The sequence below is a fragment of the Streptomyces echinatus genome, assembly GCF_014203595.1.
GTDB lineage: Bacteria > Actinomycetota > Actinomycetes > Streptomycetales > Streptomycetaceae > Streptomyces > Streptomyces echinatus.
In genome coordinates this window covers 263,602-290,406 of sequence record NZ_JACHJK010000006.1, presented here as the reverse complement: position 1 = coordinate 290,406, position 26,805 = coordinate 263,602, and the positions used below count along the sequence as shown (strand labels likewise).

The window sequence follows — 26,805 nt, the reverse complement described above, 5'->3', positions numbered from 1 at the left end:
CCCGGCGCCGGTTCTCCCCCGGCGTCAGGTGCGCCCCTCCCGCTCCTGCGCCTCCTCCAGCGCGGCCGACTTCGCGGCCCAGCGAGCCCGTACGACGGTGAACCCGGCGCGCTCGGCGTCGTCGCACACCAGCTCGTCGTCGTCCACGAGCACCCGGACCTCACGGTTCTGGGCGAGCCGGCGCAGGATCTCCAGCTTGGTGAACCGGGCCGGCCTGCGGTCGGCGTTGCTCCGCATGTACACCCGTCCCTCGGGCAGGCCGTGGGCCGCGAGCCAGTCCAGCGTGTCGCGGCGGCACCGCTCGGGACGGCCGGTGAGGTAGACGACCTCGCACCGGCGGGCGCTCTCCACGGCCAGCGCCACGCCCTCCGGGAGCGGCGGGTCCTGGGGCGCGGCGGCGAAGAACGCCGCCCAGTTCCGCGGCCGGCCCTCCAGGAAGTGCTGTCGGTGGGCAGTGTCGGCAAGCGTGTTGTCGAGGTCGAACACGGCGATCGGAGGTCGACTGCTGTCGGTCACCCGGCCAGCCTAGCCGCGCCCCGATCCCGCCAGTGCCCCCGCGCCCGCGCCGCGCGGTCGCACCGTACGGCGCAACCGGATCCTTCTTTCATGGCGCACCCGACCGGCCTCCCCCACGGCTCGGCCCGACCGCCCTCGATCACACCCCGACCGGGCGGGCCCCCGGGAATGCCCGGCCCGTGAGGGCGTTGAAGCGTGCGTGAGCAGCTCAGTGATCGCCCGGACCCGGTTCTCCGTCCTCGACCGCTCCCGCACCCGGGAAGGCCACCCGCCCTCGGCGGCCCTGCGGGACACCGTCGCGCTCGCCCGGGAGGCCGAGGCGCTCGGCTACCACCGGTTCTGGGTCTCCGAGCACCACGGAGTACCGGGGGTCGCCGGCTCCGCGCCGACCGTGCTCGCCGCCGCGGTCGCCTCCGCCACCCGCACCATCCGGGTCGGCACCGGCGGAGTCATGCTGCCCAACCACCGGCCTCTGGTCGTCGCCGAGCAGTTCGGGGTGCTGGAGGCGCTGTTCCCGGGGCGGATCGACATGGGGCTCGGGCGCTCCGTGGGTTTCACGGACGGGGTGCGCAGGGCGCTCGGCCGGGACAAGGGCGACGCCGAGGACTTCGCGGCGCAACTCGGCGAGCTCCTGGACTGGTTCACGGGCGGCTCGCCGACCGGGGTGCACGCGCGCCCCTCGGAGGGACTGACGGTGCCACCGTTCGTGCTGGCCATGGGCGAGGGCGTGGGGATCGCCGCCCGCGCCGGCCTGCCCATGGTCATCGGTGACCTGCGCGACCGCGAGAAGCTGCTCCGTGGCATCGACCGGTACCGCTCCCTGTTCCGGCCCTCGCGCTGGGCGGCCGAACCGTACGTCATGATCTCCGGCACGATCGCCGTGGCCGGCACCGAGGCCGACGCGCGACGCCTGCTGGTGCCCGAGGCCTGGTCGGCGGCGTACTCCCGCACCCGAGGCACCTTCCCGCCGCTCGCCCCCGCCGAGGCGGTCGAGGCCCGCACGATGACCGCGAAGGAGCGCGGCTTCTACGAGGCGGGCCTCGCCGGGCACATCGCCGGCACCGGGGACCGGGTCGCCCACGAGCTGGAGACGGTGCTGAAGGAGACGGGCGCCGAGGAGGTCCTCGTCACCACCAGCAGCTTCGACCGCCCGGCCCTGCTGGACTCCTGGCGGCGGCTCGCCGCGCTCTTCGCGCCGGGCCGTTGAGCTGATCAAGATGCGAACCCGGTCCCGGCCGGTGACCCTGGGAAGGCAAGCCTGGAACCGACGAGGAGGGCTGCCATGTCCTTCATGGACAAGATCAAGGGCATGCTCAAGGGCCACGAGGGCACGGCCGACAAGGGCATCGACAAGGGCGGCGACTACATCGACCAGCGCACCGGGAACAAGTACCAGTCACAGGTCGACACCGGTCAGGACAAGCTGAGGGACGAGTTCGGCACCCGGCAGGACCGGGGCAACCCTCCGCAGTCATAAGCCCCGGGGGCGGCTAGAGTTCCCCCGATGCAGCACCCCCATGACCCGTACGTCCGCGTCCGCGGCGCCCGTGAGCACAACCTCAGGGGCGTCGACGTGGACATCCCGCGGGACGCGCTGGCCGTGTTCACCGGCGTCTCCGGCTCCGGCAAGTCGTCCCTGGCGTTCGGCACCGTCTACGCCGAGGCGCAGCGGCGGTACTTCGAGTCGGTCGCCCCGTACGCGCGCCGGCTGATCCACCAGGTCGGGGCGCCCAAGGTCGGTGAGATCACCGGCCTGCCGCCCGCGGTGTCGCTCCAGCAGCGCCGCTCGGCCCCCACGTCGCGGTCATCGGTGGGCACGGTCACCAATCTCTCCAACTCCCTGCGCATGCTGTTCTCCCGCGCCGGGGACTATCCGCCGGGCGCCGAGCGGCTCGATTCCGACGCGTTCTCGCCCAATACGGCGGCCGGTGCCTGCCCCGAGTGCCACGGTCTCGGCCACGTGCACGGCACCACCGAGGAGTCGCTCGTCCCGGACCCCTCCCTGTCGATCCGCGAGGGCGCGATCGCCGCGTGGCCGGGCGCCTGGCAGGGCAAGAACCTGCGGGACATCCTGGGCACGCTCGGGTACGACGTGGACCGGCCCTGGCGCGAACTGCCCGCCGGACAGCGCGAGTGGATCCTGTTCACGGACGAGCAGCCCGTGGTCACCGTCCACCCGGTGCGGGACGCCGACCGGATCCAGCGGCCCTATCAGGGCACGTACATGAGCGCCCGCCGGTATGTCCTCAAGACGTTCTCGGACACCAAGTCCCCGACGCTGCGGGCGAAGGCGGAGCGCTTCCTGACCAGTGCGCCCTGCCCGGCCTGCGGGGGCAGCCGGCTGCGGCCCGAGGCGCTGGCGGTGACCTTCGGCGGCCGGACCATCGCCGAGCTGGCCGCGCTGCCGCTGACCGACCTCGCCGGTCTGCCGGAGGACGGAACGGAGGCCGCCAGGGTGCTCGTGGCGGACCTCAGGTCCCGGATCGCGCCGGTCGTCGAGCTCGGTCTCGGCTACCTCAGCCTCGACCGGTCCACGCCCACCCTGTCGGCGGGCGAGCTGCAACGGCTGCGGCTCGCCACCCAGTTGCGCTCCGGACTGTTCGGCGTGGTGTACGTGCTGGACGAGCCGTCCGCCGGACTGCACCCCGCGGACACCGAGGCGCTGCTGACCGTGCTGGAGCGGCTGAAGGCCGCGGGCAACTCGGTGTTCGTCGTGGAGCATCACCTGGAGGTGGTGCGCGGGGCGGACTGGCTGGTCGACGTGGGTCCGGGCGCCGGCGAGCACGGCGGGCGGGTGCTGTACAGCGGACCGGTGGCCGAACTGGCGTCGGTGGCGGAGTCGGCGACGGCCGTGTACCTCTTCGACGAGTCGCCGGGACCGGCGCGCGAGATCCGTGAGCCGCGCGGCTGGCTGACGGTGGGACCGGTCAGCCGGCACAACCTGCGCGCGGTGACGGCCGGGTTCCCGCTCGGCGTGTTCACCGCCGTCACCGGTGTCTCCGGCTCCGGGAAGTCCACCCTCGTCGGCGAGCTGACGGCGGAGCTGGAGGGGGTCGAACGGCTGGTCCGGGTCGACCAGAGGCCCATCGGGCGCACCCCGCGGTCCAACCTGGCGACGTACACGGGCCTGTTCGACGTCGTACGCAAGGTGTTCGCCGGCACGCCGGAGGCACGGGCGCGCGGGTACGGGGTCGGGCGGTTCTCCTTCAACGTGGCGGGGGGACGCTGCGAGACCTGCCAGGGCGAGGGGTTCGTCAGTGTGGAGCTGCTGTTCCTGCCCAGCACCTACGCGCCCTGCCCGGACTGCGCGGGCGCCCGCTACAACCCCGAGACGCTCCAGGTGACGTACCGGGGGCGGAACATCGCCGACGTGCTGGACCTGACCGTGGAGGCCGCCGGGGAGTTCTTCGCGGACACCCCGGCGGCCGCCCGGAGCCTGGGCACCCTGCTCGACGTGGGCCTCGGCTATCTGCGGCTCGGGCAGCCCGCGACCGAGCTGTCGGGCGGTGAGGCGCAGCGGATCAAGCTGGCGAGCGAACTCCAGCGCGGGCGCCGCGGCCACACCCTCTATCTGCTGGACGAGCCGACGACCGGACTGCACCCGGCGGACGTGGAGGTGCTGATGGACCGGCTGCACGGGCTGGTCGACGCCGGGCACACGGTGGTCGTGGTCGAGCACGACATGACGGTGGTCGCGGGCGCCGACTGGGTGATCGACCTGGGCCCCGGCGGCGGCGACCGGGGCGGCCGGATCGTGGCGGCCGGTCCACCGGAGCGGGTGGCCCGGGCGGAGGGCAGCGCGACCGCGCCCTATCTGGCGCGGGTCATGCCCTGAACGGGCTCGTCCCGTGCGGTTCCGTGCGGGGGTGGCGGGGCCGTCATACGTCCTCGACCGGCCGGCGCGCCGTCGTGGCCGGTCGCGCTTCCCGCCGCGGCGGCCGCGGCCGGCCGGGGTTCCGCGTCCCTCCGGGGCGCCGCCGTCCGGTCGTCGGCGATCAGCGCCGCGTGGGTCCAGGCGGGCTCGGGGGCGGCCGGCTGGGCCGCGTGGGCGAGGGCGCGGCGGTCGGGGTGGCCGCCCGGCGGGATCACCGGCCGGATCTCCACCTCGGCGACCAGCCCCCGGGCCCGGGCCACCCGCCACAGCGACGCCAGCAGCGTGTCCTCGCCGACGAAGGCCGCCGCGGTGCCGGGGCCGCCGCCCTGCTGCCGGTAGCGCAGGCCGACCGGCTGGACGGGCACGCCCGCGTCCAGCGCGGCCTGGAAGACGGCCCGGCGGAACCGGCCGTGGGCGCGTCCGCACCAGGTGCTGCCCTCGGGGAAGGCGGTCACGGCCGCGCCCGCGCGCAGGGCGTCGGCGATGGCGGCGACCGTGCCGGGCAGGGCGCGCAGCCGGTCCCGTTCGATGAACAGGGCGCCGCCGCGCGCGGCCAGCGCGCCCGCCACGGGCCACTGCCGGACCTCGGTCTTGGCGAGCATGCGGGCCGGGCGCACGGCGGTGAGCAGCGGGATGTCGAGCCACGAGACGTGGTTTGCGACCAGCAGCAGCCCGCCGGCCGGTGCGGCGGTGCCGGTGACGCGGATCCGGACCCCCATGGCCCGGACGATCGTCCGGCACCACCGCCTGACCCACTCGGCGGGGATCCTCCCGCCGAGTGGGGACAGCGCGATCCCGGCCAGGACCAGGATCGTGACCGCGGTCAGCCGCAGCACGGCACGGGGTACGGCCGCGGCGGCCCGGGCCTGCTCCACGCAGGCGCCCGGGGTGCAGGGCGCCGTGGGCAGCCAGACGCTCATCAGGCCGGGACGAGGGAGAGGAAGTGCCGCAGATAGCGCTGGTCGACCCGGCGCATCGACAGCAGCACGTACAGGTCGGCGACCCCGAAGTCGGGGTCGTGCGCGGGTTCGCCGCAGACCCAGGCGCCGAGCCGGAGGTAGCCGCGCAGCAGGGCGGGGAGCTCGGTGCGGCCGGCCGGGGCCGGGGCGTCCGGGACCCAGGGCAGCAGCGGCCGGACCCGGAACTCCTCGGGCGCGAGGTGCTTCGCCCGGACCCGCTCCCAGGTGCCGGCGGCGAGGGCACCGCCGTCGGCGAGCGGCACGGAGCAGCAGCCCGCCAGCCACTCGTGGCCCCGGTCGGTCATGTAGCGGGCTATGCCGGCCCAGATCAGGCCGATGACGGCGCCGTCACGGTGGTCGGGGTGGACGCAGGAGCGGCCGACCTCGACCAGGCCGGGCCGGATCGCGTCGAGCGCGCCCAGGTCGAACTCGCCCTCCGAGTAGAGCCGGCCGGCGACCGCGGCCCGTTCCGGCGGGAGGAGCCGGTAGGTGCCGACGATCTGCCCGGTCACCGTGTCGTGCACGAGGAGGTGGTCGCAGTACGCGTCGAAGGCGTCGACGTCGTACCCCGGCTCCGCGGTGGTCAGCAGGGCGCCCATCTCCCCGGCGAAGACGTCGTGCCGCAGCCGCTGCGCGGCACGCACGTCCGCCTCGTCTCGGGCGAGGGTGACGGTGTAGCGAGTGGGGGCCGCGGGCTGCGGTGGACGGTCGAGGGTGGAAACGCCGGTCATGGCTCTCTCCTGGTCACGGGCCGGGTCGGCGAGGGCGGCGGGCCCGGTGCGTACGGCCCGTCGCTCCAGTTCTTCCGACGCCGGTTGGCCGGTGCGTGACCTGTGCCAGGAGAGCGGATGTGGGGATGCTGAACGGCGGGGTCAGCCGTCTTTCGGTCAGGCACCCGGCGGGCGGCCGGCCGGCTTCCTCCGCCCGGGCACACGCTTGAGGACCAGGTCACCGGTCAGGTGCGGTCGTGACCCGTCGTGACCCTGTTCCCGAAGATCATGGGCGGAGACTACAGGGGCCCGGGAAACCAGACGGGGCCGGGGATGAGCACCACTCCCGGCCCCGCCCGTCCACCACTCGGCGAACGCTCGGTGTGCCCGCTCGGGGCGGGCTGAGGCGGCCGCGGCCGGCGGTCGCTACCGCTTCCCCGCCTTGCGGGTGGCCCTCAGCCACTCCTTGTTCATGTTCGTGATCGAGAAGAGCGGGATGCCCTTCGGGCAGGCGGTGGCGCACTCACCGGTCAGCGTGCACCCGCCGAACCCCTCCGCGTCCATCTGCGCCACCATGTCCAGCACCCGCGTCTCCCGCTCGGGCGCCCCCTGGGGCAGCACATTGAGGTGGTTGACCTTCGCGGAGGCGAACAGCATCGCGGCCCCGTTGGGGCAGGCGGCCACGCAGGCGCCGCATCCGATGCACTCCGCGTGCTCGAACGCGAAGTCGGCGTCGGCCTTCGGCACCGCTGTGGCGTGGGCCTCCGGCGCGGATCCGGTCGGCGCGGTGATGTAGCCGCCGGCCTGGATGATCCGGTCGAACGCCGACCGGTCCACCACCAGGTCCTTGACCACCGGGAAGGCGGACGCACGCCACGGCTCGATGTCGATCGTGTCGCCGTCCCGGAAGGACCGCATGTGCAGCTGGCAGGTGGTGGTGCGCTCCGGCCCGTGCGCGTCGCCGTTGATGACCAGCGAGCACGCGCCGCAGATGCCCTCGCGGCAGTCGTGGTCGAAGGCGACCGGCTCCTCACCGGAGAGGATGAGCTGTTCGTTGAGGACGTCCAGCATCTCCAGGAAGGACATGTCGGGCGAGATGTCGTCCACCTCGTAGGTGGACATCGCTCCTTCGGCGTCGGCGTTCTTCTGCCGCCAGACGCGCAGGGTGAGCTTCATGCGTAGCTCCGCTGGGTGGGGTGGACGTACTCGAAGACCAGGTCTTCCTTGTGCAGGACGGGTGCCTCGCCGGTGCCGGAGAACTCCCAGGCCGCCGCGTAGGTGAACGCCTCGTCCCGGCGGGCCGCTTCGCCGTCCGGGGTCTGGGACTCCTCGCGGAAGTGGCCGCCGCAGGACTCGGCGCGGTGCAGGGCGTCGAGGCACATCAGCTCGGCGAGCTCCAGGTAGTCGACGATGCGGTTGGCCTTCTCCAGCGACTGGTTGAACTCCTCGCCGGTGCCGGGCACCTTGATCCGCCGCCAGAACTCCTCGCGGATCTGCGGGATGCGCTCCAGGGCCTTGCGCAGCCCGCTGTCGGTGCGGGCCATGCCGCAGAACTCCCACATCAGCTCGCCGAGTTCGCGGTGGAAGGAGTCCGGGGTACGGTCGCCGTCCACCGCGAGCAGCAGGTTGATCCGGTCCTCGGTCTCGGCCAGCACCTCCTGGACGACGGGGTGTTCGGCGGTGACCGGGTCCTGGTGCGGGTTGCGGGCCAGGTAGTCGTTGATGGTGGCCGGCAGCACGAAGTAGCCGTCGGCCAGGCCCTGCATCAGCGCGGAGGCGCCGAGCCGGTTGGCTCCGTGGTCGGAGAAGTTGGCCTCGCCGATCGCGAACAGTCCGGGGACGGTGGTCTGCAGGTCGTAGTCGACCCACAGGCCGCCCATCGTGTAGTGCACGGCCGGGTAGATCCGCATCGGCACCTCGTACGGATCCTCGTCGGTGATCCGCTGGTACATGTCGAAGAGGTTGCCGTACCTGGCCTCGACGGCCGCCCGCCCCATCCGCTCGATGGCGTCGGCGAAGTCAAGGTAGACGCCCTGTCCGCCGGGGCCGACCCCCCTGCCCTCGTCGCAGACGTTCTTCGCGGCGCGGGAGGCGATGTCCCGGGGCACGAGGTTGCCGAAGGACGGGTAGATGCGCTCCAGGTAGTAGTCGCGCTCGTCCTCGGGGATCTGGTTCGGCGGGCGGGTGTCGCCCTGGGCCCTGGGTACCCAGATCCGGCCGTCGTTGCGCAGCGACTCGCTCATCAGCGTGAGCTTGGACTGGTGGTCGCCGGTGCGCGGGATGCAGGTCGGGTGGATCTGGGTGAAGCAGGGGTTGGCGAAGTACGCGCCGCGCCGGTGCGCCCGCCAGACGGCGGTCGCGTTGGAGTTCATGGCGTTGGTCGACAGGTAGAAGACGTTGCCGTACCCGCCGGAGGCCAGCACCACCGCGTCCGCGAAGTAGGTGTCGACACGGCCCGTGATCAGGTCTCGGGCCACGATGCCACGGGCCCGCCCGTCGACCACGATCAGGTCGAGCATCTCGGTGCGCGGATGCATCTCCACGTTCCCGGCGGCGATCTGCCGGGACAGCGCCTGGTAGGCGCCCAGCAGCAGCTGCTGGCCCGTCTGGCCGCGGGCGTAGAAGGTGCGGGAGACCTGGACGCCGCCGAAGGAGCGGGTGTCGAGCAGGCCGCCGTACTCGCGGGCGAAGGGCACGCCCTGGGCGACGCACTGGTCGATGATCTCGACGGAGATCTGCGCGAGCCGGTGCACGTTGGACTCGCGGGCGCGGAAGTCGCCGCCCTTGACGGTGTCGTAGAACAGCCGGTGCACGGAGTCGCCGTCGTTGCGGTAGTTCTTCGCCGCGTTGATGCCGCCCTGCGCGGCGATGGAGTGGGCGCGGCGCGGGGAGTCCTGGTAGCAGAACTGGACGACGTGGTAGCCCTGTTCGGCGAGGGTGGCGCCGGCGGAGCCGCCCGCGAGGCCCGTGCCCACCACGATCACCGTGTGCTTGCGCCGGTTGGCCGGGTTGACCAGCTTGGCCTCGAAGCGGCGCTTGTCCCAGCGCTCGTGGATCGGGCCGGACGGGGCCTTGGAGTCGGTGACCGGCGCGCCGGTCGCGTAGTCGGTGTAGGTCATGGTCAGCTCACCACTCCGGTCATGACGCCCACGGGTACGGCGACGAAGCCGGCCGTGAGCAGCAGCGCGAGGATGTCGGCGACGGTCTTCAGGGCGCGGTCGCGGGTGCGGCTGCCGACGCCGAGGGTCTGGGCGGCGCTCCAGAAGCCGTGCCGGATGTGCAGGCCGAGCGCGAGCATCGCGACGATGTAGATGACGTTGCCGTACCAGGTGGAGAAGGTGTCGACGACGTTCTGATACGGGTGGCCCTCCTGGAAGCCGCCGGAGTGCACGGTGCCGGTGGTCAGGTCGAGGATGTGCCACACGATGAACAGGCCGAGGATGATGCCGCCCCAGCGCATGGTGCGGGTGGCGTAGCTCGCCCGTGGCTTCTTGTGCACGTACTTGCTGGGCCGTGCCTTGATGTCGCGGCGGCTGAGCTGGTAAGCGGACGTGGCGTGGGCGATCACGGCGGCGACGAGGACGATCCGGACGAGCCAGAGCGTCCACTCGTAGTGCATGAAGGGTTCGCCGACCGTGCGCAGCCAGTGCGCGTAGTGGTTGAACTCGCCCGCGCCGAAGAAGATCTTCAGGTTGCCGATGACGTGCGCGACCAGGTACAGCAGCATGATCACGCCGCTGACGGCCATGACCGTCTTCTTGCCGACGGAGCTGTCCCACACGGTGCGTGCCATGGACGGCCGTCGGTCCGTCCGCGTTGCCAGAGCCATGCCCTGCACGCTAGGCGGACGGGACCCGATCGGTCCAAGACATGGTCCAGCTCGTTTCCATAGGCACAGGCTATTGTTGCTGGATGCAGTTCCAGCAGCTCCAGTACTTCGTGGCCGTCGCCGAGACCCGGCACTTCACCCGGGCCGCCGAGCTGGTGCATGTCGCCCAGCCCTCACTGTCGCAGCAGATCAAGGCGCTGGAGCGGGAACTGGGCGCGGACCTGTTCCAGCGCGCCCGGGGCAACATCACGCTCACCGACGCCGGTGAGGCGCTGCTGCCGCTGGCCCGGCGCATCCTGGCCGACGCGGACACGGCACGGCACGAGGTGCAGGAGCTGGTCCAGCTGCGGCGGGGGCGGGTGCGGCTGGGGGCGACGCCCAGTCTGTGCACCGGGCTGCTCCCGGACGTACTGCGCGCCTTCCACGACCGGTATCCGGGGATCCGCCTGCTGGTCGAGGAGGGCGGCTCGCACGACCTGGTGCGGGGACTGGCCCGGGGCGCGCTCGACCTGGCGCTGGTCGTGCTGCCGCTGCCGACGCCGGCGCCCGCGCTGACGACCGTGGAGCTGCTGCGGGAGGACCTGGTGGTGGTGTCCTCTCCGGAGGCGCCGGTGCCCGGCCGGGCCGGGCGGGCCGTCGAGATCGCCGACCTGGAGGGGGAACGGCTGGTGATGTTCCGGCACGGGTACGACCTGCGGGAGCTGACCGTGGCCGCGTGCCGCTCCGCCGGGTTCGAGCCGGAGTTCGCGGTGGAGGGGGGCGAGATGGACGCGGTCCTCGGGTTCGCCCGGGCGGGACTCGGGGTCGCCGTGGTGCCGCGGATGGTGGCCGCCCGGGCGGGGCAGGGGCTGCGAGTGACCCCGCTGGCCCGGCCCGGACTCCACCGGACGATCGCCCTGGCACACCGCAGCGACGTGGCTCCGCCGCGCGCGGCCAGGGAGTTGCAGCGGATGCTGCTGGAGCACTGAAGGCTTCCGCCGTCGATGCGACAGAAAGAGCTTCCTTCCAGCCGGGCCGGGCGCCCGGGAACCCCGCACCGCCGCCCGGCGAGGTCGGTGACCGGCGGAGCATCGTCGTCGCCGGCGCGGTGATCCTGCTCCCGGTCCTCGCGGCGGTCGGACACCTCGTCCGCGCGTCGCCGAGCGCGTGTCCGTCGGCCCCCCGTCCTCGACACGGCCCCCGCCCGGCCGGGCCGGGCGCGGCGGTGAGCGGCCGCACGACGGGGGGCCGTCGCCCCGGCTCCCCGTGGTGGAGGCCTCCGCTCAGCCCGTCGCGTCCACCAGGGCCAGGTCGTGGAGTCTCTCCGGCGGGCCCGGGCGGGCGTAGTACCAGCCCTGGGCCGTGTCGCAGCCCAGTATCCGCAGTTGCTCGGCCTGGGCGCCGGTCTCCACGCCCTCCACCGTGACGGCCAGGTCGAGGCTGTGGGCCAGGGTGACGATGCCCTCCACGATCTTCAGGTCCACGGGGTCGGCGGGGAACTGCTGCATGCCCTGGGTGAAGGAGCGGTCGAGCTTGAGGATGCTCACCGGCAGGCGGCGCAGGTTGGCGAGGTTGGAGTAGCCGGTACCGAAGTCGTCGAGGGCGATGTCGACGCCCATCTCCGCCAGCCGGCGCAGCGGTTTGAGCAGGTCGTCGTCGGCGCCGATGAGCGCGGACTCGGTGACCTCCAGGCACAGGGCGTCCGGGGCGACCCCCGCGCGTTCGAGGATGTCGACCGTTTCCTGGACCAGCCCCGGATGACTGAGCTGGCAGGGCGAGAGGTTGACGTTGATGCGCAGCGGTCCGGCGGCGCTCTGGTCGCCGTGGCGTTCCCGCCAGGCGCGGGCCTGGCGGATCGACTCCTCCAGCACCCAGCGGCCGAGCGGGACGATCAGGCCGGTGTGCTCGGCGAGCGGGATGAAGCGGTCGGGCCCGAGGACTCCGTGCTGCGGGTGCAGCCAGCGCACCAGGGCCTCGGCGCCGCGCACGCTGCCGTCGCCGAGGTGGACCAGGGGCTGGTACTCGATGAAGAACTCGCCGCGCTCCAGGGCGGTCGGCAGAGCCGTGGTCAGGCCGTGCCGGGTGATGGCGCGGGCGTCGGCCTCGGGGTCGGCGAGCTCGAAGCGGTTGCCGCCCGCCGACTTGGCCCGGTACATGGTGATGTCGGCGCTGCGCAGGACCTCGGCGGCGGTGCGTTCGCCGGCCGGGCCCTCGACGATGCCGAGGCTGCCGCGGACCAGGAGGTCCCGGCCGTCGATGCTGATGGGGGTGACGAGCGCGTGCATGATGCGCTCGGCGAGCTCGTCGACCTCGCGCTCGGTGCCGGGGCCGGTGGTCAGGGCCACGAACTCGTCGCCGCCGAGCCGGGCCACCATCTCGCCGGGCGCGGTCGCGCAGGACTGCAGCCGGTCGGCCACCTCCACCAGCAGCCGGTCGCCGGCCGCGTGGCCGAGGCTGTCGTTGATGGTCTTGAAGCCGTCCAGGTCGAGATAGCACAGGCCGAAGCGCTGGCCCTCGCCCGCGTTCAGGGCCTTCTCCAGCCGCTCGAAGAACAGCGTGCGGTTGGGCAGGCCGGTGAGGGCGTCGTGCGTCGCCTCGTAGCGCAGCCGGAGGTTGAGCAGCCGGCGCTCGGTGGTGTCCTCCATGAGGGCGAGCTGGTACTGCGGGCTGCCGTCGGCGTCGCGCAGCAGGGAGACCGTCAGATTGGTCCACAGGACCGTGCCGTCGGGCCGGTTGAAGGCCTTCTCCAGGTGATAGTGCTCGCGCTCGCCGCGCACGAGTTCGTCGTAGAGCCGCCAGGTCTGCGGGGCGTCCTCGGGGTGCACCCAGTCCTGGACGCGCCGGCCGCGCACGGTCTGCTCGGAGAGGCCGAACATGCGCAACAGCGCCTCGTTGACCTGCAGGACGTTGCCGTCGAGGTCGGCGATGCCGACCCCTATGGCGGCGCCCTCGAAGACCGCGCGGAAGCGGGCCTCGCTCGCGTGCAGCGCCTGGGCGACCACTCCCTGCGCCTGCAACGCGGCCTGGGCGATGGCCTCCTGCTCGGCGAGGGTGCGCTCACGCAGCGCCTGGGCGTATCCGGCGGCCATCGCGTGCTGCAACCGTGAGGAGCGCATGCGCAGTTCGTCCTGGGGGCCGTCGGCACCGCAGTACAGGACCAGGTAGGCGTCGACGCAGTCCAGGGTGCGGGTCAGCGCCTCGGGGTCGGTGCAGTGCGCCCCGACCAGGGCGGCACCGACCGCCTTCGCCGCCTCCGCGTCGAAGCTGCGGGCCCGCAGCAGCTCGCTCAACCGGCGGACGAGCGGAAGGAGTTGTTCCTCGAACTCGGCACGGGTCAGCGACGTCGAGGTCACCGGAAAGAGCGCCCGGCTCCAGATCGTCGTCAGCCGGCGCAGTCTGTCCTCCGGCCCGTCCGGCTCCGCGGTCACGCCGTACGCCCCACGCCGGCGAACCCGGAGAAGGCATACGGATCCTCGTCCTCCGGCGCCGAATCCGGGCGCCAGTGCGGCATCTGCACCAGTCCGGGTTCCACCATGTCGTACCCCTCGAAGAACCGCGCGATCTCGTCGCGCGAGCGCATGATCAGCGGGTTGCGAATGTCCTGGTACACGTCCACCGCTCCCTCCGCCCGCTCGGCGGGCAGCGGGATTCCCTCGTACGAGGCATGGGTGAGGATCAGCAGGCTGCCGGGCGCGAGCGCGTCGCGCAGCTCGGCCACCGCACCGTACGGGTCGTCCGCGTCTTCCACGAAGTGCAGTATGGCAACGAGCAGGAGGGCCACTGGCCGATTCAGGTCGATCAGCCGCTCCAGTTGGGGGCCGGCGAGGATCTCGTGGGGCTTGCGGAGGTCGGCGGCGATCACGTCCGTGCCGTCGTTCCCCGCCAGCACCGCCTGGCTGTGGGCGACGGCCACCGGGTCGTGGTCGACGTAGACCACGCGGGCGCCGGGTACGGCCGCCTGGGCCACCTCGTGGACGTTCCCGAACGTCGGGATGCCGGAGCCGATGTCGAGGAACTGGGTGATGCCCTCCCCCGCCGCGAACCGTACGGCCCGGCGCATGAACGCCCGGTTGGCCTGCATGATCTTGGGCAGGCCCGGCATGAACTCCATGGCCTTGCGGGCCGCTTCCCGGTCGACCTCGAAGTTGTGCGAACCGCCCAGGTAGTAGTCGTAGATCCGCGAGACGCTCGGCACCGAGATGTCGATGCTCCTTGGGGCCCAGGCGGGGCGCTCCATGTATCTCTCCAAGGCGTGGACAGGTGTAGGCGATCCGGTGTTCGAGCTGAGGCTACTGATCGCCTGCCAAAGGAGCGACCCGAACCGGAAATTGACCGTCCGTTCCCGGTCACTGCCTGCGGCAAGTGCCCGTACGACCCCGCTGTGTGACGACGGCGCGGCCGTGCGGTCTCCCACCGCACACAACGATCCGCCCCCTCCGTGCGGTGCGGAGGGGGCGGATCTTCGGTCGCGCGCCGGGCCGGGCGGGGCGATCGACCCTGGGGAGGTGATCTAGTTGCCCGGCGCGCCGACCGGCTTGCCGTCGGGCGAGACGGCGTACCACGTGCCGCCCACGCCCTGACCGTTGGTGTCGCCGGGGGCCTTGTCCCCGGAGAAGGTGTAGATGGGCCAGCAGTTGACGGTCATCTGCTTGGCCCCGTCGGGCCGGGTGAAGGGCATGAGGCCCTTCTTCTTCACGCCCTCGGTGTCGTCGGCGGCGACCGGGCCCACCGCCGGCCACTTCTCCAGGCAGGCGCCGGTGCAGTTGGAGACGGACTTGGGCCAGGCCTGGTCCTTCATGAAGCGGTAGACCGTCATGCCGTTCTTGTCCACGACGATGTCGCCGAGCTTGGGGTCCTTGTGGACGGACAGCCCGGGCAGGTCGGACAGCTTGGCCTTCTTGCCGTTCGGGGCGAGCGCGAACCACTTGCCGCCCACGCCCTGGCCGTTGACGTCACCGGCGTTGACGTCCTTGGCGTAGCGGTAGGCCGGCCAGCCGCCCACGGTGAGCTGCTTGGAGCCGTCGGCGCGGGTGACCTCGCCGAGCAGCGCCTTGTCGATGCCGGTGCCGGCGCTGGCGTCGTCGGCGGGGACCGGCGGCCAGGTGGTGGCGCAGTCGCCGTCGCAGTTCGACTTGGGCGGGTTGGCGGTGTCCTTGTCGAACCGGTACAGGGTGAGGCCGGAGCCGTCGGTCAGCACATTGCCGAGGTCGGGGTTGCTCGCCACGGTGAGCTTGCCCGCCGGGGTGACCGGGGCCGGGGAGGCGGAGCTCTGGCTGCCGTCGGCGCCGTATCCGTTGCCCGCGCCGGTCGTGGTCCCGCTGCCCGGGTTGCCGTAGCCGCCGGCCGCGGTCGTGGCCCCCACGTTCTGGGCCGCCGACGCGGGAGTGGTGGTGTTGTCCTGACCGCACGCCGTCGTCAGCGTCAGCACCGCGGCGGCCGTGGCCACCAGTGAGGCGGTCCGCCAGGAGGTATTCATCGTCGACTCCCCATTATCGCCTGGATGTTGCAGCGCCTGCTGTGCCGCCGCACGGCCATGGGTACGCACCGCGGGGGCCGCTGTGTTCAACGGCGGCCGCAATTTCTTTCCGCGCCCTGTGACCCGCCCGGCCGCCGGACGCACGGGCATCCGGACGGATGGTGCTCGATACGGACACTTCCGCTCGTCAAACCATGGATCGCGGTATCTCCCTCTTTCGGAGCAATCTCGGCTCAGCGGGGCGTGCGGCGGCCTCCGGCGCCTCATGATCTGCGTCGTGCATGGACCCGAAGTGACCCGATGCGCGCCCACGGCACGGGTGTTGGCCCTGATGACACTGACCTGGGCGCTGGTCGGCTGTCCGGCCGGCAGCGCGTCGGCCGACGCCTGCGCGTACGCCTCGACGGGCCCGGACGGCACGGTGGCGGTGGCCTACGCCGGCGGCCACCACTGGCCCACTCCCCCGCCCTGCCCGAAGCCGACCCCGCCCCCGTGTCCGCCCGAGCCGACGCCGACGCCCACGCCCACCCCGACGCCGAAGCCGACGCCTCCGCCCGAGCCGCCGCCCACGCCGCCCCCGCCGCCCGCCCCGCCGCCGAAACCCACCCCGAAACCGACGCCCGCCCCGAAACCGCCACCCCGGCGCGTACCGCCCGCCCGGCCGGCTCCGGCGCCCCCGGCACCCCGGCCGGCGCCCACGCCGCCCCCGCCGCCCGCCCCGCCGCCGAAACCCACGCCGAAGCCGACGCCCAGGCCCACGCCGCGGCCCACCGTGACCCCGGTGAGCTACCCGGCGTACCACCCCCATGCCGTCAGCCACACCACGCGCGGCCACACCACCCCCGTCACCTACGTCCTGCTCATCACCGTCCCCGCGATCGTCGCCGTCGCGGCGCTGCGCCCGCGCTGACGTGCCGGCATCTCAACCCCTGGAGGCACCTGTTGTCGGATTGGCTTGTTCTCGTCCTCGCGATGCTGGGGGCCTGTGCCGTGGTGGTCGTCATCACTCTGGTGCGGCACCGGACGGCCGCGGAGGACGAGGATCCCAGCGAGACCCCGGACGTCATCGAGTACATGACGATGTGGATCGGCGTCGTCTACGCCATCGTCCTGGGCCTGGCCATCGCGGGTGTGTGGGAGGCACGCAACGCGGCACAGGACTATGTGCAGACCGAGGCCCAGGCCCTGCACGAGATCTCGGAGCGGGTGCGGGTCTACCCGCCGGACGTCCGCGACCGCATCCGCGGTGACGTGGACGCGTACGTCGGTTACGTCGTCCACACCGAGTGGCGGCGGATGGCGGACGACGGGCAGGTCACGGACCGCGGTACCGAACTGCTGCGGCAGGTGCGGGCGGACGTGACCGACTACCGGCCGAGGAACGACTTCGAGGCCCAGGCCTACCAGCCGCTGCTGGACCAGCTGGCCACCGCCGACCAGGCGCGCAACGCACGCGCCGACTCCACCGGGGCCACCATGCCGCCGGTCGTGTGGTGGGGCCTGCTCACCGGCGCGCTCATCACCGTCGGCATGGTGTTCGCCCTGCAGATCCGGCGTACCAGGCGGGAACTGATCCTGGCCGGCCTGTTCTCGGCGACCATCGCCTTCATGCTGTTCCTCATCTGGGACTTCGACGCGCCGTACAGCCGGGGCATCGCGGTCACGGCGGAGCCGTTCCTCAGCATGTTCCCGAACGTCACCGGATAGCCGCCGGTTCCGGCACGGCCGTCACGACAGGCCTTCGCCCCCGCTTCCGTGCGGAATCGGGGCGAAGGCCTGTCTGCGTGCGGGCTCTCGGTGACGGGGGCGGATCCGGTGGCCTCGGCGGCCGGCCGGGGGTCAGGCGCGCTTCTCGTGCCGGCGGCGCACCCAGAAGGCGCCACCGCCGACCAGTGCCACGGCGACCAGGCCGCTGCCGATCGCCATGTCGGTGGGTGTGGCGCCGGCGGACCTGCTGCCGCCGAGACCGCCGTTGACGCCGCCGAGGACGGTGAAGGCGTCCCGACGGGTCAGAGTGCGGCCGTCGCAGCGGACGGTGACGTCGTACCGGCCACGGCGGACGTCACGGTCGACGAAGGCGACACCCCGTGAGGTGTCGTCGTGGAACGGCTCCAGCGGGACGGTGCCGAAGGCGTCGGAACTCGCCGTGCCGGAACGGCAGCCGTTCACGATGATGGTGAGCCGGCCTCCGGCGGCCACGACGTCGGGGGTGACGAAGATGTCGTGCGCGTTGCCGAAGTCGTCGCCATGGCCTCCGAACCCCTCCCCGCGACCGCCCTCACCCCCACGGCCGTTGCCGAACCCCTCGTTCCCGCGCCCGTTCCCGCGCCCGTTCCCCTCGTTGCCACGGCCGTTGCCGAACCCCTCGTTCCCTCGGCCGTTCCCGAATCCCTGGTTCCCGTGGCCGTTGCCGAACCCCTCGTTGCCGCGGCCGTTGTTGTTGAAGTTTCCGTTGCCGTTGAAGTTTCCGTTGCCGTTGAAGTTGCCGTTCCCCGGGATGCGGCCCACGCCGCCGACGACACCGTTGCCGGGGAGCACCCCGATCCCGCTGAGACTGCCGATGTTGCCGGTGCCGGTCCCGGGGACGACGACCGCACCGTTGCTGTCGGTCCCGCTCGGTCCGCCCCCGTTGCCCATGCCGTCCGCGACGGCCACGGGGACGGCGAGCCCGAGGACGGCGACCGTGGTGCACGCCGCCGCCAGGGCACGTTGGTTGCGCATGTGATCCTCCGCGGGAGGTCACCGGGGCCCGTCCCCGGTGGATCGGCGAGAGAACACCTCCCGCCACGACCCTCAGACGCGCGGAACACGCCCGCATGTCGAGAATGGTCCGTCCTGGTGAGGCGACACGCCGACGGAAAACCACACAATCGGATATTGCCGCAGGTCACGGACCGTCAGAAAATATCTGGGAACGGCAACTCGGATGGCGCACGGATCGGGCGGACCGCCACCCGTTCGCCGATCGCCCCGTCGCCCGCCGCCCGCGCGGGATTTAGCGTTTTCCCATGCGCGATGGACGTGGCGCGACCGCGTCGAGAGGGGATGGCGAATGTCTGCGTCCAAGCTGTCCGAGCTTGCGGAAGAGGAGGAGCGGCGGAAGAAGCGTGCGCCCTGGGGCGTGATAGCGCTTGTTCTGCTGACCGGTCTGGCACTCATCCGGAACGGTTCCGGAGAGTTCGACGTCGGTCCGCCGCAGCCTGCCTCGGCGGCGGCGCCGGACAGCCGCGCCACCCTGGGCACCTTCGGCCCCGCACCCGCCTCGCTGCCGTTCTCCGTGGTGAGCAGGGTCCGGATCCCGGCGATCCACGTGGACGCGCCCGTCGTGCCGGTCGGCCTCGACTCGGACGGCTGGGTCGCCGCGCCGCCACCGGAGAACCCCGGCCTGGCCGGCTGGTTCACCGGCGCCGTCTCCCCCGGTGAGAAGGGCACCGCGGTCGTCGTCGGCCATGTCGACAACAAGCAGGGCCCCGCCGTGTTCTACGGCCTGGGGGCGCTGAAGAAGGGGAATCAGGTCGAGGTGCTGCGCCAGGACGGGAAGACCGCGGTGTTCGAGATCTACGGGGTCGAGGTCTTCGCGAAGAGCAACTTCCCCGGCGACCGGGTGTACGGCTCGAAGGGGACACCGGAGCTCCGGGTCATCACCTGCGGTGGCGGTTTCTCGAAGCAGAACGGCTACGACGGGAACGTCGTCGTCTTCGCCCGCCTGGCCACGGTCGCCTGAACCGCCGTGGCCCGGCGGACTGGCCGGCCCCGCGGGGCCCGGGTCGGTCACATGCGTCGGGCCGGCACGGTGAGCCGGTATCCGGAGTCGATCAGATAGGGAAGCCATTCCCGGATCGCGCGGACGGTCTGCGAACGGTCGCCCCCGGCGTCGTGCGAGAGCACCACGACGCCGGGGGCGGCTCCGTCCTCCACCTGGTCGATGATGGTGCCGGTGCCGGGTTCCATCCAGTCGGTGGTGTCCACCGTCCACGCCATCGGTTCCATGCCCATCTCGGCGCCCAGTTGGAAGGCGGCCCGGTTCCAGGCGCCGTAGGGGGCGCGGAACCACTGGGGGCGCTCGCCGTAGGTGTCCTCGATGATGTCGCTGGTGCGCTCCATCTCGGAGCGGATCTCCTTACGGCGCAGCGTCGTCAGCAGCGGGTGTGTCCAGGTGTGGTTGCCGACGACATGGCCCTCCTCGGCCATCCGGGCCAGCAGTTCCCGGTTGTCGGCGACGCACTCCCCGCACACGAAGAACATCGCCCGGACGTCGTACCTGGCGAGGGTGTCCAGGATGTGCGGGGTGTAGTCCGGGTTGGGTCCGTCGTCGAAGGTCAGCATCATGCGCCGGCCGCGTCCGGAGATCTGCAGGATCGGTTTCTTGCGCACCTTGAGCTTGCGGGGCGCGGTGCGCGGTGGTCCGTATCCGGTGAACGGCTGCAGCCGGAAGGCGGAGGGCTTGAGTGCCTGGCGGGCCTGGGGGCCGGGGACCGGGGCCGCGGCGGTCCGGGCGGTCTCCTCGCCGCCGGCCGCCAGGACGATGCCCGCGGTACCCGCCGACCCGAGAGCGGCGGCGCCCGCGAGAAGCATCCGGCGCCGCGTGAACAACTGATCCTTCTGCATGACTCATCAGTCGCCCCGCCGGACTCCGGCGCACCGCAACGCCACCGGTGCGGCGGCGGGAATGCACCCGGACAGCGGAGTGGACGGCACCTCTCAGCGGCACTTCTCAGCGGCACTTCTCAGCGGCGGCGCACGAGCGGGAACGGGAGCGTCTCACGGATCGTCAGGCCGGTGAGGAACATGACGAGCCGGTCGACGCCGAGTCCGAGGCCGCCGGTCGGGGGCATGGCGTAGGCGAGGGCCTGGAGGAAGTCCTCGTCCAGCTCCATGGCCTCCGGGTCGCCGCCGGCGGCCAGCAGTGACTGCTCGGTGAGCCGGCGGCGCTGTTCGACGGGGTCGGTCAGCTCCGAGTAGGCGGTGCCGAGTTCGGTGCCGAAGGCGACGAGGTCCCAGCGTTCGGCGAGCCGCGGATCGGCGCGGTGCTGCCGGGTCAGCGGGGAGACGTCGGTCGGGAAGTCCTTGTAGAAGGTGGGCGTTCCGGTCCGGTGTTCGACCAGCCGCTCGTACATCTCCAGCACGATGTCGCCGGGCCCGTCGTCGGCGGTGTACGGCACCCCGGCGCGGTCGCACAGCCGGTGCAGCCGCAGCAGTTCGGTGCCGGGGCCGATCTCCTCCCCGAGCGCCTCGGAGATCGCCCCGTACACGGTCTTGACCGGCCAGGTCCCGGAGATGTCGTACTCCTCGCCGCCCTTGCGGGCCACCGGGGAGCCGAAGGCGGCGGTCGCCGCGCCCTGGATCAGCTCGCGGGCGAGGTCCAGCATGACGTCGTAGTCGGCGTGCGCCTGGTAGGCCTCCAGCATCGTGAACTCGGGGTTGTGTTTGTAGGAGACGCCCTCGTTGCGGAAGGTGCGGCCCAGTTCGAAGACCTTCTCCAGGCCGCCGACGCACAGCCGCTTGAGATACAGCTCGGGGGCGATGCGCAGGTACAGGTCGAGGTCGTAGGCGTTGATGTGGGTGGTGAAGGGGCGGGCGTTGGCGCCGCCGTGGATCTGCTGGAGCATCGGGGTCTCGACCTCCAGGTAGCCACGGTCCAGCAGGCCCTGGCGCAGGGCCTGTACGGCCGTGGAGCGGGCGCGGACGACCGCGCGGGCGTCGGGGCTGGTGATCAGGTCCAGGTGGCGGCGGCGGACCTTGGCCTCGGGGTCGGTGAGGCCGCGCCGCTTGTCCGGCAGCGGGTGCAGGCACTTGCCGGTGAGCTGCCAGGAGGCGGCGAAGACGGTGGGTTCGCCCCGGTCGCTGGGCCGGGCACGGCCGGTGACGGTGATGTGGTCGCCGATGTCGGTGTCGGCGGTGAAGCGGTCGAGGGCCGGTCCGCAGCCGTCGCGGGTGAGGGCGATCTGGTGGTCGCCGGACCAGTCGCGCAGCACGGCGAAGACGATGCCGCCGAAGTCGCGGACGAGCATGACGCGTCCGGCCACGGTGACGTCCTCGCCGGGCGGTACGTCGGCGAGGGCGTGGGTGGGGGCGGGGACGCCCACGGGGTAGGGGTCGGTGCCGCCGGCGCGCAGCCGGTCGAGAGTGCGGTGCCGGACGCGGACCTGGTCGGGCAGGCCCGCGTCCGGGGCGGCGGGCGCGGCCTGGTCCCCTCCGTCGAGGCCGAGCGCCGGCCGGGACGGCGGCCCCGCCGTGGCGGCGGGCCGCTGCCCCGCCTTCGGGTGCCCCTTTCCCCAGAGTTTGCGCAGGGACGGTACGGAGACGAAGCCTTCGGCGATGCCGGAGGCGAGGCCGATGCGGGCGAGGGAGGCGGTGTCGCCGTAGCAGATGAAGCGCGGGTACCACTCGGGGCGGTACTTGGCGTTGGAGCGGTACAGGGCCTCCAGCTGCCACCAGCGGGAGAGGAACAGCAGCAGCCGGCGCCAGAGCCTGAGGACCGGTCCGGCGCCGATCCGGGCGCCCTCCTCGAAGACGGACCGGAAGACGGCGAAGTTCAGGGAGATCCGGTGCACGCCAAGTTTCGGGGCGGCGGCGCACAGTTCGGCGACCATGAACTCCATCACGCCGTTGGGTGCGGCCCGGTCACGGCGCATCAGGTCCAGGGAGACGCCGTCGCGGCCCCAGGGGACGAAGGAGAGCAGCGCGAGCAGCCGGCCGTCCTCGCCGAGGGCCTCCACGAGCAGGCAGTCGCCGTCGGCGGGGTCGCCGAGCCGGTCCAGGGCCATGGAGAAGCCACGCTCGGTCTCGGTGTCCCGCCAGGCGTCGGCCTTGGAGACGATCTCCTCCGTCTCCCGTTCGGTGAGGCCGGAGTGCCGGCGGACACGGCAGACGGCTCCGGTGCGGCGGACCCGGTGCACGGCCTGCCGGGTGACGCGCATGTCCCGGCCGTTCAGGTCGAACCCCGGGACGTGCAGGATCGCCTCGTCGCCGAGCTGGAGGGCGCCCAGGCCGGCCCGGGCGTAGGCGCGGGCGCCGGCCTCGGAGGCACCCATCACGGCGGGGGCCCAGGCGTGCCGGCGGGCTCCGTCCAGCCAGGCGTCGATGGCGTGCGGCCAGGCCTCCGGGTCGCCCACGGGGTCCCCGCTGGCGAGGCACACTCCGGCCTCGACGCGGTAGGTGACGGCCGCCTTGCCGCTGGGCGAGAAGACGACGGCCTTGTCCCGCCGGGTGGCGAAGTAGCCGAGGGAGTCCCGCTCGCCGTACGCGGCCAGCAGGGCCCGGATGCGGGCCTCCTCGTCGCCGTGCAGGGCGGCTTCCAGGCGCTGGGACCGGAACAGCGTGGCGGCGGCGCTGAGCAGGGCGAGCGCGCCGAACAGGCCGAGGACGAAGGTGACCTGGTGCGGTGGTCTGCCGTCGAAGGAGCTGCTCGGGACGAGCCCGCCGCACACCCGGTCGGCCGCCCAGGCCAGGTGCTGGCCCGCCGGCAGCGTCCCCGGGAAGAACTGCAGCAGGACCCAGCCCAGCACGATCGCCACGGCGAGCCCGGCCAGCAGCACGGCGAGCGCCCGCCACACGGCACCGCGGCGGGAGGCGGCGTAGAACTCCCCGCGGGCCACGACCAGCAGGAGCAGCAGCAGCGCGCACAGCACCAGGGAGGGCAGCGACTGCGCGTACAGGCCGACGGCCGCGCCGAGTACGTCGGTGAGGACGAGCAGGCCGAGATAGACGACGACCAGCCACCAGGCGATCTTCTTGCGGGCGGCGGTGGCGCCGGCCAGCAGGAACAGGAAGACGGCGTAGGCGAGGTTGGCGCTGATCGGGACCAGCAGCAGGTCGAGGGTGCGGACGACCGCGCCGAGCGGGCGGCGCAGCGGGGCGACGACCGCCAGCAGGGCACACAGCAGGCCGAGCGCGGCGAAGAGGGTGGCGAAGGCCTCCGGGACCCAGCCGAGGCGCCCGCCGTGCGGGCGCGACGGGCCGCCGTCGCCCCTGCGGGTGGCCGGCTCCGCGGTGGCAGTCATGATTCCGACTGTAGGAAGGCCCCGGGCGCCCCGCCCGTCGAGCGGGCCCCGCGCATGGGCTGGAACGCTTGATTCCGATAGATTCGAGGCCGTGACGGAACAGCACGAACAGCCCTCGCACACGTTCGAGCGGGGCACGGACGGCCCGAAGGTCATCGTCGTCGGGGTGGACGGCTCCGACTCCTCACTGCGCGCCGCGGCGTACGCGGGTGGGCTGGCCCGGCGGCAGCGCGCGCTGCTGGCCGTGGTGTACGTGCAGCCGGTGCTGGCGGCCGGGGCGGCGCTCGGGGCGCCGGTGGCGGAGACGACCGACGAGATCGCCGAGGACCTGATCGCGCAGATCCGGGAGGCGGCCGAGCGGGTCAAGGGGATATTCGACGTGCGCTGGGAGTTCCACACCTTCCGCGGCGATCCCTATGGCGGGCTGGTGAAGGCGGCCGACGAGCTGAAGGCGGACGCGGTGGTGGTGGGCGCCTCGGAGCAGGCCGGGCACCGGATCATCGGCTCGGTGGCGGTCCGGCTGGTGAAGGCGGGACGCTGGCCGGTGACGGTGGTGCCGTAGCACGCCACGGCGACACCGGCCCGTGGCGTGCGTGGCGTCTTCCCTGGGCACCGCCCCTGAGACATCATGATCCGCCGTCAGCCGTTGCCGTGGTGAAGAGGTGAGGCGCATGGGCAGGCTCCGCTCGGGTGAAGGGATTCTCCGCCGCAAACCCATCGAACACATCGAGGAGACCGAGGTCGGCGAGGGCACGCGCCTGGACAAGTCGCTGGGGCTGTGGCAGCTCACCGCGATCGGCGTGGGCGGGATCATCGGCGCGGGCATCTTCACGCTGGCCGGCACGGTGGCCAACGGCACGGCCGGACCCGCGGTGCTGGTGTCCTTCCTGATCGCCGGCGTGGCGAGCGCCTGCGCGGCGCTGTCGTACGCCGAGTTCGCGGGGCTGATCCCGAAGGCGGGGTCGGCGTACACGTACGGCTACGCGGTGCTCGGCGAGTTCGCGGGCTGGTTCATCGGTTGGGACCTGCTGCTGGAGTACACGGCGATCGTCGCGGTGGTGGCGATCGGCATCTCGGGCTACTTCAGCTTCCTGGTCGAGGAGATGGGCGCCGATCTGCCGCGGTGGATGCTGGGGGCGCCCGGCACCGGCGCCGGGCACCGGGTCGACCTGTTCGCGGCGGTGCTGTGTCTGCTGATCGCCTGGCTGCTGAACCTGGGCATCCGTACCGCGGCCCGCTTCGAGACGTTCGTGGTCGCCCTGAAGGTGCTGGTGGTGCTGCTGGTGATCGGGGTGGGTGTGTTCCACATCAGCACGGCGAACTACCACCCTTTCTTCCCGTTCGGCCTCAGCGGGGCGTTCACCGGTGCCGCGACGGTGTTCTTCGCGGTGTTCGGCTACGACGCGATGTCGACGGCGGCCGAGGAGTCGAAGAACGCGCAGCAGTACATGCCGAAGGCGATCATCTACTCGCTGGCGATCTCGATGGTGCTGTACGTGGCGGCCTGTCTGGTGCTCACCGGGATGCAGAACTACAAGGCCATCGACCCGGAGAGCGGCTTCTCCACGGCGTTCAAGTCGGTGGGCCTGGACGCGCTCGCGGACGTGATCGCGGTCGGCGCGATCATCGGCATCCTCACGGTGATGTTCACGTTCATGCTGGGCGTCACCCGGGTGTGGTTCTCGATGTCCCGTGACGGGCTGCTGCCCCGGTGGTTCGCGAAGACGCACCCGACGCGGCACGTGCCGACCCGGGTGACCTGGATCGTCGGGGCGGCGTCCGCGGTCATCGCCGGGCTGGTCCCGATCGGCGAGGCGGCCGAGCTGACCAACATCGGCATCCTGCTGGCGTTCGTGGTGGTGTGCGTGGCGGTGATCGTGCTGCGCTACCGGCAGCCGGAGCTGCCGCGCACCTTCCGGACGCCGTGGATGCCGTTCGTGCCCGCGCTGGGTGTCGTCTTCTCGGTCTGGCTGATCACGTTCCTGAAGTGGGAGACGTGGGTGCGGTTCGTGGTGTGGTTCCTGATCGGCTGCGTGATCTACTTCGGCTACTCCTACCGGCGCTCGGTGCTCGCCACGCAGCGGCCCGCCGACTGATCACTCGCCCATGACCAGGCCGTCCTGGGCGGCCCCGCGGCTGAGGACGGCCTTCCCGATCCGGTCGCGCACGGCCTCCAGGTCGGCGCCCTGGGCGATGGCCCGGTTCAGGTCGACGACCCGGCCGGCGTCGAGGTCGTACAGCTGCGGCAGGAACTCGGCCCTGGTGACCCGCCAGGGCCCGCCGGGCCGGGCGGGCGGGACGAAGGTGAAGCGGCCGAGGCTGGACTCGTTGCCCCGCGGGTCCTGGGCGCCCTCCCGGTTGTACATCTCGCCGGCGATCTGGTCGCCCAGTCCATAGACCACCCAGGTGCCGTTGACCTTCTCGTAGGCCTGCGGCACATGGGCGTGGGTGCCGAGGATCAGGTCGATGTCCGGGCGGCCGTCGGTGGCCGAGGCGGTGAGCTGCTGGGCGAGGGTGAGCTGGATCCGGTCGGGTTCCTCCTGCCACTCGGTGCCCCAGTCCACGGAGACCACGACCACGTCGGCGCCGCCCCGCCGGGCGGCCCGGGCGTCGGCGATCATCCGTTCGGCGTCCATCAGGTTGACCGCCCAGGGCTGTCCGGGTGGCATCGGGTAGTTCGTGCCGAAGGTGTACGACAGATGGGCGACCTTGGCCCGGCCCGCCCGGAGGAAGCGCACCGAGCGCGCCTCGTTCTCGCTGCGGGCGGTCCCGGCGTGCCGCAGCCCGGCCCGGTCCATCGCGTCGAGGGTGCGCCCGATGCCGGCGGTGCCGTCGTCCAGGGCGTGGGCTGAGGCGGTGGAACAGCTGTCGTAGCCGGTCGCGGCGAGGGCCTCGGCGATCTGCGGAGGGGACTTGAAGACGGGGTAGCCGGTGTAGTCGCCGTCGGCGCCGTAGACGGTGTCCATGTGACAGAGTGCCAGGTCGGCACGGGAGACGACCGGCTGGACGCCGGAGAGCATGGGCCGGAAGTCGTGGCCGTTCCGGTCGGCGTCGTAGGCCGCCCGCTCGATGACGGAGGTGTGCGGCAGGACGTCTCCGGAGGCGACGAGGGTGAAGCCGCCGCCGCTGGTCGCGGCGGGCGCCGGCTGTCCCCGCGTGCCGGATTCCTGGTTCTGGTTCTGGCAGGCCGCCCCGGCCGCGAGCACGGCGGTCAGGGCCAGGGCCACCTGCTGTCTGCGTCCGATCATCAACTCACCCCAGCATTGTCGTATATACAGACGAAGCCGTGACGGGCATATGGGTATGAATCTGATGTCCCGGATAAACAGTCCAGGTGGCCTCATTAGCCCGTCCGGTGCCCTGACGTACCACTCGTCCGACCGTTCGCCGACGCGATCGACCGTCCGTCGCACGAGCGGGTCCGCGGTCTGTCGGCCGGCCGCGGCCTGCGCTGGCATA

23 protein-coding genes are annotated in these 26,805 nt (G+C 72.4%); 9 read left to right on the top strand and 14 right to left on the bottom strand.

Features of this window, described 5'->3' with window-relative positions:
- Positions 1–24: 24 nt before the first annotated feature.
- A complete protein-coding gene (locus FHS34_RS18870; RefSeq protein WP_184966810.1) occupies positions 25–516 on the bottom strand; it encodes a phosphatase domain-containing protein in 492 nt (163 codons plus the stop codon).
- Between the two features lie 199 nt (positions 517–715).
- Between FHS34_RS18870 and FHS34_RS18865 the strand changes: the two genes are divergently transcribed.
- From FHS34_RS18865 to FHS34_RS18855, 3 genes are all read left to right on the top strand, one after another.
- Entirely contained in the window at positions 716–1,723 is a 1,008-nt protein-coding gene (locus FHS34_RS18865; protein ID WP_184966808.1) for an LLM class flavin-dependent oxidoreductase, read from the top strand.
- Between the two features lie 75 nt (positions 1,724–1,798).
- Positions 1,799–1,993, top strand: coding sequence for an antitoxin (locus FHS34_RS18860; RefSeq protein WP_184966806.1), 195 nt, complete (start codon positions 1,799–1,801; stop codon positions 1,991–1,993).
- 27 nt (positions 1,994–2,020) lie between these two features.
- The gene (locus FHS34_RS18855) at positions 2,021–4,351 is read left to right on the top strand and encodes an ATP-binding cassette domain-containing protein (RefSeq protein WP_184966804.1); all 2,331 of its coding nucleotides are present in this window, start codon (positions 2,021–2,023) and stop codon (positions 4,349–4,351) included.
- Here FHS34_RS18855 and FHS34_RS18850 read toward each other — a convergent pair.
- The 5 genes from FHS34_RS18850 to FHS34_RS18830 all read right to left on the bottom strand — a co-directional run bounded on the left by FHS34_RS18850 (position 4,327) and on the right by FHS34_RS18830 (position 9,852).
- On the bottom strand, positions 4,327–5,310 hold the full coding sequence (locus FHS34_RS18850) for a lysophospholipid acyltransferase family protein (protein WP_184966802.1): 984 nt from the start codon (positions 5,308–5,310) through the stop codon (positions 4,327–4,329). The genes FHS34_RS18855 and FHS34_RS18850 overlap by 25 nt on opposite strands.
- Positions 5,310–6,080: a GNAT family N-acetyltransferase gene (locus FHS34_RS18845; protein WP_184966800.1), complete on the bottom strand. Its 771-nt coding sequence runs from the start codon at positions 6,078–6,080 to the stop codon at positions 5,310–5,312. Before FHS34_RS18845 ends, FHS34_RS18850 begins: the two co-directional genes overlap by 1 nt.
- A gap of 405 nt (positions 6,081–6,485) precedes the next feature.
- The gene (locus FHS34_RS18840; protein WP_184966798.1) at positions 6,486–7,235 is read right to left on the bottom strand and encodes a succinate dehydrogenase/fumarate reductase iron-sulfur subunit; all 750 of its coding nucleotides are present in this window, start codon (positions 7,233–7,235) and stop codon (positions 6,486–6,488) included.
- Complete coding sequence (locus tag FHS34_RS18835; RefSeq protein ID WP_184966796.1) at positions 7,232–9,178, bottom strand: fumarate reductase/succinate dehydrogenase flavoprotein subunit; 1,947 nt, start codon at positions 9,176–9,178, stop codon at positions 7,232–7,234. The genes FHS34_RS18840 and FHS34_RS18835 overlap by 4 nt, the downstream gene beginning before the upstream one ends.
- Positions 9,179–9,180: 2 nt before the next feature.
- Positions 9,181–9,852, bottom strand: coding sequence for a succinate dehydrogenase (locus FHS34_RS18830; protein ID WP_184967212.1), 672 nt, complete (start codon positions 9,850–9,852; stop codon positions 9,181–9,183).
- A 119-nt stretch (positions 9,853–9,971) separates the two neighbouring features.
- On the opposite strand from FHS34_RS18830, the gene FHS34_RS18825 reads away from it, so the two are divergent.
- Positions 9,972–10,856 (top strand): LysR family transcriptional regulator, encoded by an 885-nt coding sequence (locus FHS34_RS18825; protein WP_184966794.1) that lies wholly within the window; start codon positions 9,972–9,974, stop codon positions 10,854–10,856.
- Positions 10,857–11,150: 294 nt separating this feature from the next.
- On the opposite strand, the gene FHS34_RS18820 is transcribed toward FHS34_RS18825, so the two are convergent.
- From FHS34_RS18820 to FHS34_RS42630, 4 genes are all read right to left on the bottom strand, one after another.
- Positions 11,151–13,295, bottom strand: coding sequence for a putative bifunctional diguanylate cyclase/phosphodiesterase (locus FHS34_RS18820; RefSeq protein WP_184966792.1), 2,145 nt, complete (start codon positions 13,293–13,295; stop codon positions 11,151–11,153).
- A complete protein-coding gene (locus tag FHS34_RS18815; RefSeq protein ID WP_184966790.1) occupies positions 13,292–14,104 on the bottom strand; it encodes an SAM-dependent methyltransferase in 813 nt (270 codons plus the stop codon). The genes FHS34_RS18820 and FHS34_RS18815 overlap by 4 nt, the downstream gene beginning before the upstream one ends.
- 273 nt (positions 14,105–14,377) lie before the next feature.
- On the bottom strand, positions 14,378–15,343 hold the full coding sequence (locus FHS34_RS18810) for an SCO0930 family lipoprotein (protein WP_184966789.1): 966 nt from the start codon (positions 15,341–15,343) through the stop codon (positions 14,378–14,380).
- 432 nt (positions 15,344–15,775) lie between these two features.
- Complete coding sequence (locus FHS34_RS42630; protein WP_225817514.1) at positions 15,776–16,102, bottom strand: hypothetical protein; 327 nt, start codon at positions 16,100–16,102, stop codon at positions 15,776–15,778.
- Between the two features lie 22 nt (positions 16,103–16,124).
- On the opposite strand from FHS34_RS42630, the gene FHS34_RS43470 reads away from it, so the two are divergent.
- Entirely contained in the window at positions 16,125–16,253 is a 129-nt protein-coding gene (locus tag FHS34_RS43470; RefSeq protein WP_263978404.1) for a hypothetical protein, read from the top strand.
- 32 nt (positions 16,254–16,285) lie between these two features.
- Positions 16,286–17,050 carry a bestrophin-like domain gene (locus tag FHS34_RS18800; protein ID WP_184966785.1) on the top strand — a complete coding sequence of 255 codons (765 nt, stop codon included), beginning with the start codon at positions 16,286–16,288 and terminating at the stop codon, positions 17,048–17,050.
- A 132-nt stretch (positions 17,051–17,182) separates the two neighbouring features.
- Here the strand turns inward: FHS34_RS18800 and FHS34_RS18795 are convergent, their stop codons facing one another.
- Positions 17,183–18,064, bottom strand: a complete 882-nt coding sequence (locus tag FHS34_RS18795) for a hypothetical protein (RefSeq protein ID WP_184966783.1) — start codon at positions 18,062–18,064, stop codon at positions 17,183–17,185.
- A gap of 331 nt (positions 18,065–18,395) precedes the next feature.
- Here FHS34_RS18795 and FHS34_RS18790 point away from each other — a divergent pair, with 331 nt between their 5' ends.
- On the top strand, positions 18,396–19,067 hold the full coding sequence (locus FHS34_RS18790) for a class F sortase (protein WP_184966781.1): 672 nt from the start codon (positions 18,396–18,398) through the stop codon (positions 19,065–19,067).
- Between the two features lie 47 nt (positions 19,068–19,114).
- Here the strand turns inward: FHS34_RS18790 and FHS34_RS18785 are convergent, their stop codons facing one another.
- Together FHS34_RS18785 and lysX are read right to left on the bottom strand one after the other, a co-directional pair.
- Complete coding sequence (locus tag FHS34_RS18785; protein WP_184966779.1) at positions 19,115–19,951, bottom strand: polysaccharide deacetylase family protein; 837 nt, start codon at positions 19,949–19,951, stop codon at positions 19,115–19,117.
- A 119-nt stretch (positions 19,952–20,070) separates the two neighbouring features.
- Positions 20,071–23,346 carry a bifunctional lysylphosphatidylglycerol synthetase/lysine--tRNA ligase LysX gene (gene lysX, locus FHS34_RS18780; protein WP_184966777.1) on the bottom strand — a complete coding sequence of 1,092 codons (3,276 nt, stop codon included), beginning with the start codon at positions 23,344–23,346 and terminating at the stop codon, positions 20,071–20,073.
- A 91-nt stretch (positions 23,347–23,437) separates the two neighbouring features.
- Between lysX and FHS34_RS18775 the strand changes: the two genes are divergently transcribed.
- Together FHS34_RS18775 and FHS34_RS18770 are read left to right on the top strand one after the other, a co-directional pair.
- Positions 23,438–23,908, top strand: a complete 471-nt coding sequence (locus tag FHS34_RS18775) for a universal stress protein (protein ID WP_184966775.1) — start codon at positions 23,438–23,440, stop codon at positions 23,906–23,908.
- Between the two features lie 109 nt (positions 23,909–24,017).
- Positions 24,018–25,442, top strand: coding sequence for an amino acid permease (locus FHS34_RS18770; RefSeq protein WP_184966773.1), 1,425 nt, complete (start codon positions 24,018–24,020; stop codon positions 25,440–25,442).
- Here FHS34_RS18770 and FHS34_RS18765 read toward each other — a convergent pair whose 3' ends face one another.
- Positions 25,443–26,594: a CapA family protein gene (locus FHS34_RS18765; protein ID WP_184966771.1), complete on the bottom strand. Its 1,152-nt coding sequence runs from the start codon at positions 26,592–26,594 to the stop codon at positions 25,443–25,445.
- Positions 26,595–26,805: the final 211 nt, after the last annotated feature.